Raw genomic sequence first — 17,507 nt, 5'->3', positions numbered from 1 at the left:
CTGGCGCCCGCTCCACACCTCCACGCCGTGGCGTGCAGGCAGAGCCGCACGGGCTCGCCTGCTCCACGACGCGTACCCCAGTCCGGGAGGACCACCTTGGCCCAGCGCCAGCGTCAACGCGGCAGCCGCCGCACCCCTGCGCACGCCCGCCACAAGGACAACGAGGGCATCGTCCCCGTCCTTGCCCGGGCCGTGCGTGAGCTCGAGTCGGCCGTCCAGCGTGGCCCGCTCGCCCCCGGGCAGCGGGTGCGCTTCCAGGTGGTCGCGCTGCTGGTGCGCGAGCACCGCACCGACGTCCGCGCCTCGACCGAGCTGACCGACGCCCAGAAGGCCGACGAGCTCAAGCGCCTCGACGGCATCGCGACGATCCTCGCCAAGACCGCGACCCGCGACCCCTCTCTCTTCGGCCTGCTCTCCGAGGAGTCCGTCGTCACCGACTCCGCCCGCGACCTGCGCCTGGAGATGCTGCGCAAGGCGGGCGTCGAGGTCGCCCCCGAGGAGCCGAAGCCCGACGACGAGGCCGGCCCGGGGCTCGGCGAGCGCCGCGTCGTGCCGCAGTCCGTCCTCCAGCACCAGCTGGCCAACCCGTTCCTCGTCCCCGACTTCGGCATCGGCCGCGAGCGCCGCAGCGTCCACGGCCGGCTGTCGTCGTGGGAGCTGCTCGGCCCCCTGTTCCGCTCCTTCGAGCTCGGCGGCTCCTCCTCGTGCATGGACCTGCCGGAGGCCACCTCGCTCAACGCCCCCGGCAAGCTCGAGCTGATGCCGCACCAGGCGCGCATGATCGCCGCCGCGGCCGAGGGGCACCGCACCTTCCTCCTGGCCGACGAGCCCGGCCTCGGCAAGACCGCACAGGCGCTGCTCGCCGCGCAGGCCGCCGACGCCTACCCGCTGCTCGTCGTGTGCCCCAACGTCGTCAAGACCAACTGGGCCCGCGAGACCGAGCGCTGGACGCCCCGCCGCCGCGCCACCGTGATCCACGGTGACGGCGGCCAGGTCGACGCCTTCGCCGACGTCATCATCGTCAACTACGAGATCCTCGACCGGCACGCCGGCTGGCTGGGCTCGTTCGGCTTCCGCAGCATGGTGGTCGACGAGGCCCACTTCATCAAGAACAAGACGTCGCAGCGCTCGCGCCACGTGCTCGAGCTCTCCGAGCGGCTCCGCGCCCGGACCGCCCGCCCGCTGCTGATGGCGCTGACCGGCACCCCGCTGATCAACGACATCGAGGACTTCCGCGCGATCTGGCAGTTCCTCGGCTGGGTCGACGACACCAAGCCGCTGGCGCGGCTGATGGAGTCGCTGGAGGAGACCGACCTGACCCCCGCGGACCACGCGTTCTACCCCGCGGCGCGCAAGGCCGTCATCGACATGGGCATCGTGCGGCGTCGCAAGGTCGACGTCGCCGAGGACATCCCGGCCCGCCGCATCGCCGACATCCCGGTCGAGCTCGACGACGAGGACACCCGCTCGATCCGGGCGGCCGAGGAGGACCTCGCCCGGCGCCTGGTCCAGCGCTACAAGGCCGCGCTGGAGACCCGTCGTACGGGCTCCGTCGTCGACGGTGTCGACCACGAGCTCGTGCGCCGCGTCGCGACGTGGGAGCGCGAGGAGATGGACCAGGGCACGGGCGGCGAGAACGTCTTCTCGATGTTCCGCCGCATCGGCCGCGCCAAGGCCGGTCTGTCCGCCGACTACGCTGCCCAGCTCGCGCGCAACGTCGGCAAGGTGGTCTTCTTCGCCCGCCACGTCGACGTCATGGACATCGCCGAGGACACCTTCACCCGCCGCGGCCTCAAGCACACCTCGATCCGTGGCGACCAGACCCCGCGCGCCCGCGAGCGCGCGATCGAGTCGTTCGTCAACGACCCCGACGTCCAGGTCATCGTCTGCTCGCTGGCCGCCGCCGGCGTCGGCGTGAACCTGCAGGTCGCGTCCAACGTCGTGCTCTCGGAGCTGTCGTGGACCGACGCCGAGCAGACCCAGGCGATCGACCGCGTGCACCGCATCGGCCAGAGCGACCCGGTGACCGCGTGGCGCATCATCGCCGCGCAGACCATCGACACCCGCATCGCCGAGCTGATCGACTCCAAGGCCGGCCTCGCCGCCCGCGCCCTCGACGGCTCGGACGAGGAGGTCGGGTCCTCGGCCAACATCCAGACCGAGGCCCTGGTCGCCCTGCTCACCGACGCGCTGGAGCGCGAGCTCGGCTGATCAGGGACAACGGCCCTTGTCCGAGCGGGTCGGCTCCGGTAGGTCTTGAGTCATGAGTGAGGACCGCGAGACGTATCTCGACATGTCCATCGACGACGAGGACCAGCTCCAGCCCGGTGACACGCTGGACGACGGCGACCTGGAAGACGTGCTCGACCGGGGCTACTCGCCGCCCGACCGCCCCCCGAAGGGCTACGAGGACTACCCGACCGAGGCGGAGACGCGCCAGGGCGAGTCGCTCGACGAGCGGCTGGCCGAGGAGGAGCCCGACGTCGATCCCTATGCCGAGGACGACCGGGACGACGACCGCGAGGACGAGAACGCCCTCGACGAGCAGCTCGGCCTCGACGAGGCCGACGAGCGCACCGGCCGCCTGGTCGCGCCCGACTCCGGGCAGGGGGAGGACGTCGACAAGCAGGAGCTCGCCCACGACGTCGGCATCGACGGTGCCGGCGCCTCCGCCGAGGAGGCGGCCATGCACATCACCCGCGAGCCGGAGCCGCCGGAGGACGACGACTTCTGAGCGGCGACACCGTCTCCTTCCGGCTCTGGCCGCCGGTCGCGATCGGCGTACCCCTCCTCTTCGGGCTCCTCGCCACGGCGAGGTGGGGTGACCCGGTCGGGCTCGGCAGCTGGCGGGTGCCGCTGGGCTGGGCGCTGCTGACGGCCTTCGCCGTCTGGAACGGCTGGTCGCTGTGGCTCTTCGCCCGCCACGAGACGGGGCTGCTGCCCGGCGGGGCGACGATGTCGCTCATCGAGGAGGGGCCCTACCGGCTCTCCCGGAACCCGTTGTACGTAGGCCTGCTGGCGCTGCACCTCGCCATCGCCCTGCTCGTGCCGAGCTTCTGGGCCGTCGTGGCGCTGCCGGTCTCGTGGCTGCTCGTGTGGTGGGGCGCCGTGCGCCCGGAGGAGCGGTTCCTCCGCGAGCGCTTCGGCGAGGAGTACGACGCCTACGCCCGCCGGGTGCGCCGCTGGCTGTGAATCGGGCCCGTGCTGTGAACGCGGCACCTCGTCGTCACGTGGCGAGTGCGGGGAAGCTCCACGCTCCGGTGAGGATCTCCGGTCGCGGGCGGTACAGGCGGACCAGGTAGTTCCAGCCGTCGGTGATCGGCAGCGAGTTGCGTGCGGGGTCGCCGTCGCCCCCGAAGCGGACCGTGACGCTGCCGTCGTCGTTGCGAGCGGCGGTGATGCTGTTGACGCTGTAGGCGTCGCGCTCGTTGGGCTCGAAGTAGCCCTCGGCGTTGTAGACCGAGATCGACCAGAACCCGTCGACCGGCACGTCGGCACCGACGGTGAGCTCGTACTCGTCGACCGGCAGGCCGGGCGAGACCCCGACGTAGGTGGCCTCCGCGTCGGGGAGTCCACCCCAGCCGGCGGCAGACCCGATCAGGTGGTGCACCGGGTCGACGTCCGGTCGCCTCCCGAAGCTCGACTCGAAGCTCGTCATGTCGGCGGCCAGGGCCAGGAGGGCCCGGCGGGTGCGGTCCAGGCTCGCGGTGTCGTAGTCCGGCGGAACGAAGGTCCGGCCGGCTGCGACGTCGAGGAGGAGCTGGTCCTGCAGGGAGGCCACCGCTGCCAGGTCGTCCGGGTCCTGCGGGTCGACCAACGTGCGGGCGGCGAGCACCACGTGGGCGCTGCCGAGGTCCTCGGCCGTGAGCTCGTAGGTGCCGGCGTCGTGGAGGACCTGGTTGATGTGGTGGTCCTCGTTGACCGCCATCACCGACAGGTACCGAGCCCCGGCGTCCGGGACCGTGAGCGTCGCTCCAGCGGCGACGTCGACCACCGCGAAGCTGTAGAGCGTGTCGCGGTTCATCCGGATGACGGTCTGCTTGTCGACCGACGCGGGTGCGCGGTTGTGCGCGAACCGGTTGATGCCGCCGGCGTCACGCTGGAGGTCGGCCATCATGCGGTGCGTCTCGGCCCGGGCGAAGTTGTCGACGTTCACGTGGATCGCAGTCACGTCGCGATCCTCGACGACCCGCTGCGTCACCTGCTCACCCGTGCCGGGGGAGGCCGCACCACGGCGCACCGACCTAGGTTCCGAGGGCGTCGGACTGGGCGCGCCCTGTGGAAGGAAGCCATGACCCCGGACAGCCACGCACGCTCGATGTTGCCGATCCCGGATCGTCCGGCGGCGGGGCTGACGACGTACGACGCGAAGGACCCCGACACGTCGTACCCGCCGATCGAGCCGCTGCACCCGCCGGCCGGGGCTCCGAACGTGCTGGTCATCCTGCTCGACGACGTCGGCTTCGGTGCTTCGAGCGCGTTCGGTGGGCCGTGCCGGACGCCGACGGCTGAGCGCCTGGCCTCGGGCGGGCTGACGTACAACCGGTTCCACACGACCGCCCTGTGCGCGCCGACGCGGCAGGCCCTGCTGACCGGGCGCAACCACCACTCGGTCGGGATGGGGAGCATCACCGAAACCGCGACGTCGGCTCCCGGCCAGAGCTCGTTGCGCCCGAACACCAAGGCGCCCCTGGCACTGACGCTGAAGCTCAACGGCTACTCAACCGCCCAGTTCGGCAAGTGCCACGAGGTGCCGGTCTGGCAGACCTCGCCGATGGGACCGTTCGACGCCTGGCCGTCGGGCGGCGGTGGCTTCGAGACCTTCTACGGCTTCATCGGTGGCGAGAACAACCAGTACGACCCGGCTCTGTACGACGGGACGACTCCCGTCGAGCCGCCGGCGACTGCCGAGGAGGGCTACCACCTGACCGAGGACCTCACCGACCATGCGGTGAGCTGGATGCGGCAGCAGAAGGCGCTGATGCCCGACAAGCCGTTCTTCGTCTACTACGCGCCCGGTGCCACCCACGCGCCGCACCACGTGCCGAAGGAGTGGGCGGACAAGTACGCCGGGCAGTTCGACGACGGGTGGGACGTCCAACGTGAGCGCACCTTCGCGCGGCAGCAGGAGCTCGGCGTGGTCCCGGCCGACACCGAGCTCACCGCCCGCCACGACGAGATCACGGCGTGGGACGACATGCCCGACGAGCTCAAGCCGGTGCTGGCTCGGCAGATGGAGGTGTACGCCGGGTTCCTCGAGCACACCGACCACCAGGTCGGACGGTTGATCGACGCCCTGGAGGACCTCGAGGTCCTCGACGACACGATCGTCTACTACATCATCGGCGACAACGGTGCTTCTGCCGAAGGAACGATGAACGGTGCCTTCAACGAGATGGCCAACTTCAACGGGATGGCCGCGCTCGAGACGCCGGAGTTCCTGCTCTCGAAGATCGACGCGCTCGGCCTGCCGGAGTCCTACAACCACTACTCGGTCGGGTGGGCGTGGGCGATGAACACGCCCCTCCAGTGGACCAAGCAGGTCGCGTCGCACTGGGGTGGCACCCGCAACGGGACCATCGTGCACTGGCCCCGCGGCATCGAGGAGCGAGGTGGTCTGCGCTCGCAGTTCGCCCACGTCATCGACGTCGCCCCCACCATCCTGGAGGCGGCCGGGCTGCCCGAGCCGACGATGGTCAACGGTGTGCTGCAGGCGCCGATCGAGGGCACCAGCATGCTCTACAGCTTCAACGAGCCCGAGACCCCGGAGCGTCACGACCTGCAGTACTTCGAGATGTTCGGCAACCGTGGCATCTACCACCGGGGCTGGAGCGCGGTCACGAAGCACAAGACCCCGTGGATCATGGTCGGTGGCGAGATGCCGGCCTTCGACGACGACGTCTGGGAGCTCTACGACGGCAACCACGACTTCAGCCAGGCCCGTGACCTCGCTGCAGACGACCCCGAGATGCTGGCGAAGCTCCAGCGGCTGTGGCTGATCGAGGCCGCGAAGTACGACGTACTGCCTCTCGACGACCGCGGTGCCGAACGCCTCGACTCCGAGACGGCGGGGCGCCCGACCCTGATCCGGGGCAGCTCGCAGCTGTTCTTCCCCGGGATGGGCCGGCTGTCGGAGAACAGCGTCGTCAGCATCAAGAACAAGTCGTTCTCGGTCACCGCGGACGTCGAGGTCGGCGACCGCGGCGCCGAGGGCGTGCTGATCGCTCAGGGGGGACGCTTCGGCGGCTGGGCGTTCTACGTCAAGGACGGCCGGTTGAAGTTCGTCTACAACGTCCTCGGGATCCACGAGTTCGCGACCACGGCGGACCCCCCGGTCCCGTCGGGCAGGCATCAGCTGCGCGTGGAGTTCGCGTACGACGGGGGAGGACTCGCCAAGGGCGGCGACGTCACGCTCTACTGCGACGGCACCGCCGTCGGCACCGGCCGGGTCGAGGCCACCCAGGCGATCATCTTCTCCGCCGACGAGACCACCGACATCGGCCACGAGACCGGCACCTGCGTCACACCTGACTACACGCCGGCCACCAGTCGCTTCACGGGTCGGATCAGCTGGGTCCAGATCGACCTCGGCGACGACGACCACGACCACTTCATCGATCCCTCGGAACGCCTGCGCGTGGCGCTGTCGCGTCAGTAGGCGACGTCCTGACCCTCTCGACGGGCCGGGTCCGAGGTCAGCAACAGCTCAGAGCTGGGCGACAACGGCCGCGACCGGCCCCATGACGTCGGGCCGGAACGTCATGGGTTCTGGTCGTCTCAGCAGCCGCACACCATGACGTTGCCCGACGAGTGCATGACGTGGGCGGGCGACTCGTCCGAGAAGGCTCGGTTGCTTCGTCGACTGCGAGATGGGCTGCCGCCGTCGATCACGGTCGAGGACTCTCCCGGCTGAGCGCGACGTCCGGACCTGCTGCGACGCGAGCGCCCGTGGATCACCTCGTTCCCCCTCGCGCTCCTATCGCTGGTGCGCGCGAAGGGGTTCACGGTCCGGGCTGGTCGCCATGCTCGCGACGGTCGCCGACGGTGCGGTGCGGGGCCAGGTCCAGGCGAACCGCACGATGAGCGCGAGGACGACCAGCTCGAGTGCGACGCCGAGTCCGTAGAAGTAGAGGTAGAACCCGCCTGCCACGTTGAAGACCGTGAAGGGGACGAAGAGCGCGGCGACGACGAGGTTCGTGATGCGGTTCGCCCTGGCCGGCAGCGTGGTCGACAGCACGATCATGAACATCGGGATGGCCAGGACGGTCAGGACCGTGGTCGAGAATGTCTGGGAGAGGTCGAACTCGTAGACCTTGCCGTCGAGGATGTCGTCGACGACGCCGGGGGTGTAGAAGCCGAGGATGTCCACGTAGGCGTACAGGAACATGAAGCTCGTCCACGCTGCGGCGAGCTTGGCTCGCACCGGGATCGGCTGGTCGTCCAGTGTGGCGGTGGTGGTGGGTTGACGTGTTGTCATCGTGGGCTCCGTCGTTGTGGTGAGGATCGGTAGGTCCACGATTGCGGTGCCCGGCGGCGGGCGCCTCGGCTCGGAGGCCGGAGCTCGCCCGGCCGATCGGCGCGGTCTCTCGGTCTTTCGGCCGGTACGCCGAGGTGCGCCGTTCCCTGGCGGGAGCCGGGATCACCCAGGTTCCACCCGCTCGCGGAGACCTCCGGCCAGCCACGAGATCGTGACGAGATCGATCGCCTCGCCAGCCACGGCGACCAGCCACTTCCTCCGGACGGGTCCCATCCGCAGTCGCAGGCGGACCCGCGACGACCGTGGGTCCAGGGGCGCGACCGTGATCGCCCACGTGACCTCCATCCGGCCCCGACGTGAGGTGTGGACGAGCGCGTGTGGCGGGTCGATCTCAGCCACGGTGAAGGTCTCGTCCCGGCCGCCGTAGTCGGGGATCACCGACCCCACGACGAGGTGCTGCCAGCGCTGATCGACGTGCCGCGACGCGCGCCGTGCTCTGGGCACGAATCGCTCGACGCGGTGCGTCATGTACCAGCCGGCCCGACCTTTGCCGAGCTGCACCAACCACGGCCACACGTCCTCAGGCGGCGCGCGGAGAGTGAACGCTCGGTCCATGACTGCGTCGGGACGCGGGATCAGCACGTCCCCGGGCATCGGTGAGTCGACCTCCGCAGCGGTCGGTCGAACCTGGTCCAGTCCCCACGCTTGTGTGATCAGGAAGCCCATCTCGTCTCCCTCGTCCCAGGGCCCGTCGAGCCATCACCATGTCACCTTCCGGGGATGCTGTTCGTCCGCGGCAGAACCGATCTGGTCCAGGGTGCGTATGTACGGGCAACACTGATCACAGGTACGGAAGGGGCGCTGATGGCCGGGCGAGACCTGGAGTTCGACGACTTCGCGCACGCAGCCTGGCCGAAGCTCCACCGTTCGGCGTACCTGCTCACCGGCGACCACCACCTCGCCGAGGACCTCGCCCAGACGGCGCTGGAGCGCACGTACGCCAAGTGGCGCACGGTCCGGAGCAGCGATGCCCTGGCGTACTGCCGACGGGTCCTGGTCAACCTCAACGTGGACCGCATCCGACGCCGCCGGTTCTTCGAGGTCGGGGGCGGGGCCCTGGCTCACGCCGACCCCGGAGCGGCCGACCCCGGGCCTGACGACCGTGACCAGATCGTCCGGCTGCTGGCGCAGCTGACGGAGCGGGAACGCCGCGTGGTCGTGCTTCGCCACTACTACGACCTTTCGGAGGCGAACGTCGCGCGCGAGCTCGGCATCGCTCCCGGCACTGTGAAGAGCACCTTGGCGCGCGCCCTCGCGAAGCTGCGCGTGTTCGGGGATGCGCCCGTCGAAGAGGAGATGTACCGATGAAGCAGACCACGCTGGAGCGCTTCGCCGAAGACCTGAAGGGCGATGCTGCGGAGCGCCTGGATCCTCGGCGTCTGGCTGAGGCGAAGAGTCGCGGAGCCCGACGCCGGCGCACGCGCGCGGCGCTCGTCGTGGTGGCGGCGACGATCGCGGTGGGCGGGGCCGCAACCCTGCTCGTGCCAGGACTCGATGGCGGCGGCAGCGGACGCGACACTGTGGCGCGCGACGTCGCCACTCGTCCCACCGGCCTCAGCAAGCTGCAGGAGCGGGTGCTCCGCGACGTGCCGGGGGCGGAGCGGATCTCGCCCTGGCAGGTCGCCGTCCCCGAACCGCTCGGAGCCGTCGACGGGATGGAGATCCCGGGCGACGAGTTCGAGGTGCAGGGCGACGCGTTCCCCACCGGTGTCCCCAGCTACACCGGGGTGACGATGTACGACCGCGCGGCCTTCCCCGGCTGGCTGTACGACGGAGTCCTCGCGATCGAGACGGCCGCCGGTGACGAGGACGGACAACCGGTCGGCTCCACGGACATGGGGATCGCAGTCGTCAACGGCACGCTCGAGCTCGCCTGCGTGTCCTTCCAGGGCGCAGCTTGCGTGCCGGCGGTGATCCGCAACGAGGACGGCCAGCGGCACTACGAGTGGGGGTTCGGCACCGACGACTTCCTCGATCCGGGGACGGGTCTGGAGGTCTTCGCCGGCGACGCCGGGTCCGAGGACGCGCCGTCCCTGGCCGTGGCCGGTCTGCCCGACGACTCGGTCACCCGGGTCGAGTTCGTCAACACGGCCGGCACGATCGTCGAGGGGACGGTCGACCACACGATGGCACCGGGGTCGAGCATCCTGTGGGCGAGCGTGCCCGGGGCCCTGGCCCGCGTGGTCACCTACGACTCCCGCGGCTCAGTGGTCGATGACCACTCCCTGCGCGACTGCGCGGGTGGCGTCGACTGCGAGGTTCGCTAGGAGCCAGACCGGTGAGTCGCGTCTCCCGGCATCAGGTCGACCTGCTGCTCAGCGAGCGGGGTCGATGAGCGTGATGCCGGCCGCGGTCGACCTGTCGAAGGAGGGCAGGAGCGTGGCGGCCTCCTCGAGCCCGATGGTGCGCTGGACCAGCTGGTCGGGCCGGAGCAGGCCTTGCTCGACCAGGGCGAGCATGTCCGGGTAGTCCACCGCGGCCATCCCGTGGCTGCCCAGCAGGTCGAGCTCCCAGCCGATCACCCGATCCATCGGCACCCGCGGGTGACCATCGACCGGCGGGAGCAGTCCCACCTGCACGTGGCGTCCGCGGCGGCGGAGGCTGAGGATCGCGTCGGCGCAGGTCTGCTCGCTGCCCACGGCGTCCACCGCGACGTGGCTGCCGCCTCCCGTGAGGTCGGCGACGGCGGCCGGGACGTCCGAGCCGTCGGCGAGCAGCACGTGGTCCACGCCGAGGTCGGCGGCCAGGGCGAGCGCCTCGGGGTTGCGGTCCACCGCGACCACCCGACATCCGAGGGCGCGCGCGATCATCACCGTGCTGAGTCCCACGCCGCCGGCGCCGACGACGGTCACCCACTCGCCTTCGCTGACGCGTGCGCGTCCGACGAGGGCGCGGTACGCCGTGGCGAACCGGCAGCCGAGGCCGGCGGCGGTGGCGAAGTCGATCGACTCGGGAAGGCCGATCAGGTTGGTGTCGGCGGCGTGCAGGGCGACGAGCTCGGCGAAGGATCCCCAGTGGGTGAAGCCCGGCTGCTGCTGGTCGGGGCACACCTGCGCGTTCCCGGACAGGCACCACTCGCAGCGACCGCACCCGCAGACGAACGGGACGGTCACGCGGTCGCCGACCGCCCACCGGTCGACACCCGCAGCGACCTCCACGACCACGCCGGCCAGCTCGTGACCCGGCACGTGCGGGAACGCGATGTCGTCGTGGCCCGCCCACGCGTGCCAGTCGCTCCGGCACAGCCCGGTGGCCAGCACGCGGACCACCACACCGCCGACCGGGCACGCCGGATCGGCGACCTCGTGGACCTCGGGTCGGCCCCGGACCTCGTGGATGACCATGGCGCGCATCCGGGCATCCTGTCAGCCGACCGTCGAGTCGGGCACCTCACCTGCCGGAAGCCACAGCTCACCGAGCGGACGGCCGCCGGCTCGCCCGATCGCCGCGACCAGAGGCTCGGCCCACAGATGCTCGAGGAGCGCGACGGCGGCGACACCGCCCGGTGGGACCGCGTCTGCCAGCGACCAGGTCTCGTCGAGCGAGACGTCGCCGTCGGACTCCCCACCTCCGCCGAGGACCTCTGCTGCGATCCGGCCCAGGTCCGGATCGCTGCCGGGGGGCGGGTCCAGGACCTCGAAGGTCCCGTCGTCGCCACGCTCGACCAGCAGGACGTCGACGAGCCGCACGACACCGCGCTCGCGGAGCCCGGCGAGCTCGGCCAGCACCTCACCCGAGAACGACGGCGCCTCGAACCCGATCACCAGGACCTGGACCGGCCCGGTCACCGCTCGACCCGCTCCCGCAGCTCGTCGAACTCCTCCTGCGTCAGGACGCCGGCGTCGAGCAGGTGCTGCAGGGCCTCGACCGGGTCCTGGGAGGGCTGGGATGGCCGGGAGGCCCTGGAGGGCCGGGCCGGCCGGGCCGGCGGCTGCACGGCTGGAGGCGTGGCCTGCGGACGTGGCGGGTGCGCCGCGGCGTACGCCTGCGCCGGGGTGAGGCGGCCCCCGTAGTAGGGCACGCTGCCGGTCATCCCGGTCATCCGGATCTGTCGCGGTACCAGTACGACCACAGGTCGATCATGCCGCACGGGACGGCCCCTCCTCCAGACCCTCGCCGATCTGCCGCCCCTGCAGCCGACTACTGCTCGAGCGCCCTCAGGTCTCGGCCCTGCGAGCCGAAGAGCTGCCCCGTCGTCCGCGCCAGCTCGGCGACGTCGGCGTCACGCAGGCTGGTGAGCTGGTGGGGGTCGCGATCGAGGTCGTAGAGCTCCCACTCCGCCGAGTCGTGGTGCTCGATGTAGGCGGTCGAGCCCTCCCGGAGCATCGACCAGTCCAGGTTCGTGTTCTCGACCAGCAGCCGTCGTCGCCAGCCAGACCAGTCGCCGGACCTGAGCGGCCCGAGCATCGAGCGGCCGTCGAGGTCGCGTCCGGCGTCGGGGTCGAGGCCCGCCACGTCGAGCGCGGTGGGCATCAGGTCGACCTGTGAGACCAGTGCGTCCACGGTGCGCGGCTCCGCGCCGGGGCCGCGGACGGCGAACGGGATGCCCGCCGCCTCCTCGTAGGGCTGCGACTTGTGGAGCAGCCGGTGCTCGCCGAGCAGGTAACCGTTGTCGGAGACGAAGAAGATCCAGGTCCGCCTGAGCTGGCCGCTGCGCCTCAGGACGTCCAGCACGCTCGCGATCTGGTCGTCGACGTCCTGCAGCTCCTCGAGCTTTCCCTCGTAGATCTTTCGCATCCGTTCACGGTCCTGCGGAGGAAGGTCCTGCAACCACGTCGGCTTGTCGCTCATGTCGGCCTCGTTGGACGCCGGTGGGTTCCAGGCCACCCCGTCGAAGTCGTCGGCGTGCTCCGGGCTCGGTGTGTAGGGGCCGTGCGGCGCTGTCGGCGCGAACACCGCGAACCACGGCCCGGAGTCCTCGTGGCGGCGGATGAAGCGGCGCAGCCGCTTCGCAGCGAAACGGTCGAACGCGCGCTGCGAGGGGACCTGCCGGATGGCTCCGTCGACGTTGACCCGCGGGTCGTCGATCATGCCGTCGAGCAGCGCGACCCAGCGGTCCCAGCCCGGGGCGACGTACGACGGCTGCTGGGCGAGCCCGTTCATGTACTTGCCGAAGTAGCCGGTGTCGTAGCCGGCCGCGTGGAGCCGTGTCGCCACGGTGTCCTGGTCGTGCCCCTGTGCCACGAACGGCGCGTGGGTCATGTTGCTGCTGCACCCGTGGTTGTGGGGGTAACGACTGGTGAGGATCGAGGCGCGCGCCGGGCCGCACAGCGGCATCGCGCTGTAGCCCCGGGGGAAGTGCACGCCCTTGCGGACGAGCCGGCGCCACGTCCGGTCCATCGACCTCAGCGTCGAGCGCATCTGGTCGTCCGTGATGATCCACAACACGTTGTCGGCCATGCTCTGCACCCTACGCACGGCCGGTGACCGGGCTGCGCCGCGACGAGTGGCGGCTATGCCATCCGGCGCAGCAGCGCGACCGGCACCCGCTTGACCACGAACCCGAGGGGCACCCAGGGCCAGGCGGGGAGGACGGCCGACTTCTTCTCCTTCTCGATGGCCTCGACCATGGCGCGCACGCCCTTCTCGGTCGACGTCATGAGGGGCGTCCTCGCCGACGTCCCGGACATCTCCGAGACGATGTAGCCGGGATAGAGCACGGTCACCTTGATCGGCGTGCCGTGCACGTCGGCGCGGAACCCCTCGGCGAGGTGGGCCACCGCGGCCTTGGTCGCGGCGTACGTCGTGATGTTCCCCGGCATCCCGCGGAGCGCCGAGAACGACGAGACCATCACGAGGTGCCCCGAGCCCTGGGCGCGGAAGATCGCGGCGGCCGCCTCGATCTGGGCGAGCGCGCCGATGAAGTTGGTCTCGGCCGTCTGCCTGTTGGCGTCGAAGCGCCCCGTGCCGAGCGGCTGGCCCTTGCCGAGGCCGGCGTTGACGACGACGCGGTCGAGGCCGCCGAGCTCGTCACGGAACTCGTCGAACACCCGGAAGACGGCGTCGTGGTCGGTGACGTCGAGCGCCTTGACGACGACGCGGCGGTCGGGGTGGGCGGTGGTGATCTCGGTGGCGAGCTCGGCGAGGCGGTCCGTACGACGCGCGCAGAGGGCGAGGTCGTGGCCCCGCGCGGCGAGCTGGCGGGCCATCTCGGCCCCGAGCCCGCTGCTGGCACCGGTGATGAGGGTCGTCGACATGGGAGTCCTAGCGGTAGGTGATCAGGTCGGGGGAGAGGTGGTCGGCCGCGTTGAAGGTGACCAGGGTGGTGCCGCGGGAACCCCGCACGATCGTCGAGGTGCCCGTGTTGATCGACACCGGGTTGAGCCGGAGCCACAGGTCGGTGCGGGCACGGTCGGTGTCGGCGAGGAGCGACGCGGCGGCCCAGGCCACGGGCCCACCGCTGGTGAGCACCACGGCCGTGCCGCTGCGGGGAAGCGCGTCTGCCAGCCGCGCGAGCGCGGCGCCGACGCGTGTCGTGAAGGCGGCGAAGGACTCGTCGTACGACTCGTCGTGCTCGCCCGACGTCCAGCGCTGCGTCGCCTCCTCGAACCACCGCTGGAAGGCGGCCTTCTCCGACTCGCCCTCCGCGGTCGTGGGCTGGTCGTGGACGGCGAGCACCTGCAGGTGGTCGAACTCGTTCCAGCCGGCGTCGACCTCGACGTCCGCCGTCCATCCGGCACCGTCGAGGACCCCGGCCGCCGTCTGGCCGTGCCGTCGCATCTCGCCGGCGACCAGCAGGTCGGGCACGACCCCGCGGGCAGCGAGCGCGGCGCCGAGCACCCGCGACTGCTCGTGGCCGGTGGGGGAGAGGTCGTCGTAGTCGGCGGCGCCGAACGAGGCCTGTCCGTGCCGCACCAGGAGGATCCGGCTCACGGCGCCCCGGGCGCTTCGATGAGCCCGTCGAGGCGGCGGCCGATGATCTGCACGGCCGGCCCGAAGAGGGCGTACATCTCGTTGGTCGTCTGCCCGTGGAAGTACCGGTAGTAGATCTGCTGGGCGATGACGGCCATCCGGAACAGCCCGAAGACCTCGTAGAACCGCCATTGCTGGGGCGTGACCGAACGACCGGTGCGCTCGGCGTACGCCGCCACGAACTCGTCGCGGGTCAGCATGCCGGGCAGGTGCGTCGGCACCCGCCGCATCATCTGGAACTCCTCGGTGTCGTCGGCCTGCACCCAGTAGGCCATCGAGCCGGCGAGGTCCATCAGCGGGTCGCCGAGGGTGGCCATCTCCCAGTCGAGCACCCCGACGACCCGGGTCACGTCGTCCTCGGCGACCACGAGGTTGTCGAGCTTGAAGTCGTTGTGGATCACGCAGGTGGCCACGTCGTCGGGCTGGTGCGCGTCGAGCCACGCCATCACCGACTCGAGGTCGGGCACGTCGTCGGTGCGGGCGTTGCGGTAGCGGGTCGACCACCCGTCGACCTGGCGCCGGACGTAGCCGTGCCCCTTGCCGAGGTCGGCGAGCCCGGCGGCCGCCGGGTCGATGCCGTGCAGCTCGGCCAGCACGTCGACCGCGTGCAGGCACAGCTCGTGCGCCTGCTCGGCGGACAACGGCACGTCGGCGGGCCACTCGCTGCGGGGGATCACGCCGGGGATGCGGTCCATGGCGTAGAAGTCGCCGCCGATGACGTCGGCGTCGTCGCAGAAGGCGACCATCGACGCGACGTGGTCGAAGACCGGTGCGAGCGCCGACTGGATGACGTACTCCCGGTGCATGTCGTGCGCACCCCGCGCCTTCGTGCCGGCCGGCGCCCGCCGCACGATGAGGTCGCGGCCGGAGGGGTAGCGCAGCAGGTAGGTGAGGTTCGAGGCGCCGCCGGTGAACTGCCGGACCTCCGGTTCGCCGTCGAGCCCGTCGGGTGTGCCGGCATGGGCGCGGAGCCACGCCGCGACCCGCGCCACGTCGAACGCGTCCTCCTCGCGCACCTCGCGCGCGCCGGGGACGGCGGTCATGCGGTTTCCTCGAGCTTGCGGGCCTGGTCGCGCATCACGGCGTCGTACGCGGGTCGGTCGGCCCACTTGAGGAAGTACGCCTGTCGCGCCGCCTCGTCGGGCACGATCACGTCGTCACCGGCGTCGATCCCGGCCAGCACGGCGGCGGCGATGTCGTCGGCGGTGATCCGGGAGCGCTCGACCAGCCCGCCGATCACCTGGCCGACGAGCTCGTCGCTGCCCTGCATCGAGTCCATCAGGTTGGTGCGGAAGTAGGACGGGCACACCACGCTCGCCCGGATGCCGTACGACGCCAGCTCGTGGCCGCAGGTCTCGGTGAACGCCACGACCGCGGCCTTCACCGCGTTGTAGGAGCCCATCCCGCCCGGGTGCACGAGGCCGGCGAGCGAGGCGACGTTGACCAGGTGGCCGGAGCCCTGCTCCTTGAGCATCGGCACGAAGGTCCGCGTGCCGCGCACCAGCCCGAAGAGGTTGATGTCGGTGATCCACTGCCACTCCTCGAGCGTGCAGCGGTCGACCCGGCCGCCACCGGCGACGCCGGCGTTGTTGACCACGACGTCGAGCCCGCCCCAGCGCTCGCGCACTGCCTCGAGGGCCGCGGCCCAGTCGTCGTCGGAGGTGATGTCGAGGACCAGGTCGATGCCGTCAGCGCCGACGCGGTCCGTGGCGAGCACGTCGTCACCCCGGGCGCGGAAGGCGGAGACGAGGGCGGCGCCCAGCCCGGAGGCGGCACCCGTGACCAGCACTCTGCTCATGCGGTGTACTTCCCGAGCTCGATCTTCGCGATCACGTTGCGGTGCACCTCGTCGGGTCCGTCGGCGAGCCGCAGCGACCGGGCGCCCACCCACGCGTTGGCGAGCGGGAAGTCGTCCGACAGTCCGCCACCGCCGTGCAGCTGGATCGCCATGTCGATGACGTCGAGGGCCATGTTGGGCACCTCCACCTTGATCTCGCTGACCGCTGAGTAGGCCTCGCGGCTCATGCCCTGGTCGAGCAGCCACGCGGCGTGCATGACCAGCAGGCGCGAGCGGTTGATCGCGATGCGGGCGTCGGCGATCCGCTCGCGGTTGCCGCCGAGGCTGGCGATCGGCTTGCCGAACGCGGTGCGCGACACCGCGCGGGCACACGCCAGCTCGAGGGCGCGCTCGGCGAGGCCGATGGCGCGCATGCAGTGGTGGACCCGGCCGGGGCCGAGCCGCCCCTGGGCGATCTCGAAGGCGCGACCCGGGCCGAGCAGGACGCTGGACGCGGGCACGCGCACGTTGTCGAAGGAGACCTCGCCGTGGCCCAGCGGCTCGTCGTAGTAGCCCATCGTGGTGAGCATCCGCTCGACCTTCACCCCCGCCGCGTCGCGCGGCACCAGGACCATCGTGTGGCGCGAGTGCCGGTCGGCCTCGGGGTCGGAGAGACCCATGAAGACGAGCACCTTGCAGTCGGGGTTGCCGACGCCGGTGGACCACCACTTGCGGCCGTTGATGACGATCTCGTCGCCGTCGACCTCCGCGGTGGCGGCCATGTTGGTCGCGTCGGAGGACGCGACCGCGGGCTCGGTCATGCAGAAGGCGCTGCGGATCTCCCCGCGCAGCAGCGGCTCGAGCCACTGCTCGCGCTGCTCGTCGGTGCCGTACTTGAGCAGCACCTCCATGTTGCCCGTGTCGGGCGCGTTGGAGTTGAAGACGAGGGGAGCGAGGAACGAGCGCCCCATCGCCTCGGCGACCGGTGCGTAGTCGACGTTGGTGAGGCCCTCGCCGCCGTCGGTGCCGAAGTCCGCGGCGTAGGGACCGGCGTGAGCGGCCGGGAGGAAGAGGTTCCACAGGCCCTGGGCGCGCGCCTTGGCCTGCAGCTCGCCGATGACCGGGTCGGGGGTCCAGCTGTCGCCGCCCGACTCCCGCAGCCGGGTGATGCGCCGGTGCGCCTCGGCCTCGATCGGCTCGATCTCGTCGGCGACCAACGCACGCACGCGGTCGCGGAGGTCGGCGGCGCGCGGGGAGAGGGAGAAGTCCATGTCGTTGACC

The 17,507-nt window shown here is 71.2% G+C and carries 18 protein-coding genes; 6 read left to right on the top strand and 12 right to left on the bottom strand.

All coding sequences use genetic code 11. The annotated features are described in order from the left end of the window. Positions 1-96 precede the first annotated feature (96 nt). The 3 genes from ACXJKB_RS09615 to ACXJKB_RS09605 all read left to right on the top strand — a co-directional run bounded on the left by ACXJKB_RS09615 (position 97) and on the right by ACXJKB_RS09605 (position 3,192). The gene (locus ACXJKB_RS09615; protein ID WP_457187737.1) at positions 97-2,211 is read left to right on the top strand and encodes a DEAD/DEAH box helicase; all 2,115 of its coding nucleotides are present in this window, start codon (positions 97-99) and stop codon (positions 2,209-2,211) included. A gap of 52 nt (positions 2,212-2,263) precedes the next feature. After that, positions 2,264-2,734 (top strand): DUF5709 domain-containing protein, encoded by a 471-nt coding sequence (locus tag ACXJKB_RS09610; protein ID WP_457187735.1) that lies wholly within the window; start codon positions 2,264-2,266, stop codon positions 2,732-2,734. 116 nt (positions 2,735-2,850) lie between these two features. Beyond that, complete coding sequence (locus ACXJKB_RS09605) at positions 2,851-3,192, top strand: methyltransferase family protein (protein ID WP_457187733.1); 342 nt, start codon at positions 2,851-2,853, stop codon at positions 3,190-3,192. A 34-nt stretch (positions 3,193-3,226) separates the two neighbouring features. Here ACXJKB_RS09605 and ACXJKB_RS09600 read toward each other — a convergent pair whose 3' ends face one another. Next, the gene (locus ACXJKB_RS09600; RefSeq protein WP_457187731.1) at positions 3,227-4,171 is read right to left on the bottom strand and encodes a DUF1214 domain-containing protein; all 945 of its coding nucleotides are present in this window, start codon (positions 4,169-4,171) and stop codon (positions 3,227-3,229) included. Between the two features lie 120 nt (positions 4,172-4,291). Here ACXJKB_RS09600 and ACXJKB_RS09595 point away from each other — a divergent pair, with 120 nt between their 5' ends. Then, entirely contained in the window at positions 4,292-6,658 is a 2,367-nt protein-coding gene (locus ACXJKB_RS09595; RefSeq protein ID WP_457187729.1) for a sulfatase-like hydrolase/transferase, read from the top strand. Positions 6,659-6,976: 318 nt separating this feature from the next. On the opposite strand, the gene ACXJKB_RS09590 is transcribed toward ACXJKB_RS09595, so the two are convergent. Both ACXJKB_RS09590 and ACXJKB_RS09585 read right to left on the bottom strand, forming a co-directional pair. After that, a complete protein-coding gene (locus ACXJKB_RS09590) occupies positions 6,977-7,477 on the bottom strand; it encodes a DUF6326 family protein (RefSeq protein ID WP_457187727.1) in 501 nt (166 codons plus the stop codon). Between the two features lie 162 nt (positions 7,478-7,639). Further along, positions 7,640-7,981: a hypothetical protein gene (locus ACXJKB_RS09585; protein ID WP_457187725.1), complete on the bottom strand. Its 342-nt coding sequence runs from the start codon at positions 7,979-7,981 to the stop codon at positions 7,640-7,642. Positions 7,982-8,257: 276 nt separating this feature from the next. Here ACXJKB_RS09585 and ACXJKB_RS09580 point away from each other — a divergent pair, with 276 nt between their 5' ends. Both ACXJKB_RS09580 and ACXJKB_RS09575 read left to right on the top strand, forming a co-directional pair. Beyond that, positions 8,258-8,845, top strand: coding sequence for a SigE family RNA polymerase sigma factor (locus ACXJKB_RS09580; RefSeq protein WP_457187723.1), 588 nt, complete (start codon positions 8,258-8,260; stop codon positions 8,843-8,845). Beyond that, positions 8,842-9,804 (top strand): hypothetical protein, encoded by a 963-nt coding sequence (locus ACXJKB_RS09575; RefSeq protein ID WP_457187721.1) that lies wholly within the window; start codon positions 8,842-8,844, stop codon positions 9,802-9,804. The genes ACXJKB_RS09580 and ACXJKB_RS09575 overlap by 4 nt, the downstream gene beginning before the upstream one ends. Positions 9,805-9,852: 48 nt before the next feature. Here ACXJKB_RS09575 and ACXJKB_RS09570 read toward each other — a convergent pair whose 3' ends face one another. The 9 genes from ACXJKB_RS09570 to ACXJKB_RS09530 form a co-directional block, all read right to left on the bottom strand. Continuing rightward, positions 9,853-10,890 (bottom strand): zinc-binding dehydrogenase, encoded by a 1,038-nt coding sequence (locus tag ACXJKB_RS09570; protein ID WP_457187719.1) that lies wholly within the window; start codon positions 10,888-10,890, stop codon positions 9,853-9,855. Between the two features lie 12 nt (positions 10,891-10,902). Beyond that, complete coding sequence (locus ACXJKB_RS09565) at positions 10,903-11,325, bottom strand: hypothetical protein (protein WP_457187717.1); 423 nt, start codon at positions 11,323-11,325, stop codon at positions 10,903-10,905. Next, a complete protein-coding gene (locus ACXJKB_RS09560) occupies positions 11,322-11,609 on the bottom strand; it encodes an SHOCT domain-containing protein (protein ID WP_457187715.1) in 288 nt (95 codons plus the stop codon). Before ACXJKB_RS09560 ends, ACXJKB_RS09565 begins: the two co-directional genes overlap by 4 nt. Before the next feature lie 68 nt (positions 11,610-11,677). Further along, positions 11,678-12,937: a sulfatase family protein gene (locus ACXJKB_RS09555; RefSeq protein WP_457187713.1), complete on the bottom strand. Its 1,260-nt coding sequence runs from the start codon at positions 12,935-12,937 to the stop codon at positions 11,678-11,680. Between the two features lie 53 nt (positions 12,938-12,990). After that, positions 12,991-13,734 (bottom strand): SDR family oxidoreductase, encoded by a 744-nt coding sequence (locus tag ACXJKB_RS09550; RefSeq protein WP_457187711.1) that lies wholly within the window; start codon positions 13,732-13,734, stop codon positions 12,991-12,993. A 7-nt stretch (positions 13,735-13,741) separates the two neighbouring features. Continuing rightward, the gene (locus ACXJKB_RS09545) at positions 13,742-14,410 is read right to left on the bottom strand and encodes a histidine phosphatase family protein (protein ID WP_457187709.1); all 669 of its coding nucleotides are present in this window, start codon (positions 14,408-14,410) and stop codon (positions 13,742-13,744) included. Then, complete coding sequence (locus tag ACXJKB_RS09540) at positions 14,407-15,492, bottom strand: phosphotransferase family protein (protein ID WP_457187707.1); 1,086 nt, start codon at positions 15,490-15,492, stop codon at positions 14,407-14,409. Before ACXJKB_RS09540 ends, ACXJKB_RS09545 begins: the two co-directional genes overlap by 4 nt. Then, a complete protein-coding gene (locus ACXJKB_RS09535; protein WP_457187705.1) occupies positions 15,489-16,247 on the bottom strand; it encodes an SDR family NAD(P)-dependent oxidoreductase in 759 nt (252 codons plus the stop codon). Before ACXJKB_RS09535 ends, ACXJKB_RS09540 begins: the two co-directional genes overlap by 4 nt. Next, a complete protein-coding gene (locus ACXJKB_RS09530) occupies positions 16,244-17,497 on the bottom strand; it encodes an acyl-CoA dehydrogenase family protein (RefSeq protein ID WP_457187703.1) in 1,254 nt (417 codons plus the stop codon). The genes ACXJKB_RS09535 and ACXJKB_RS09530 overlap by 4 nt, the downstream gene beginning before the upstream one ends. Between the last annotated feature and the right edge of the window lie 10 nt (positions 17,498-17,507).

The sequence above is a fragment of the Nocardioides sp. P5_E3 genome (assembly GCF_054049275.1).
This window is presented reverse-complemented; position numbering and strand designations above follow the sequence as displayed.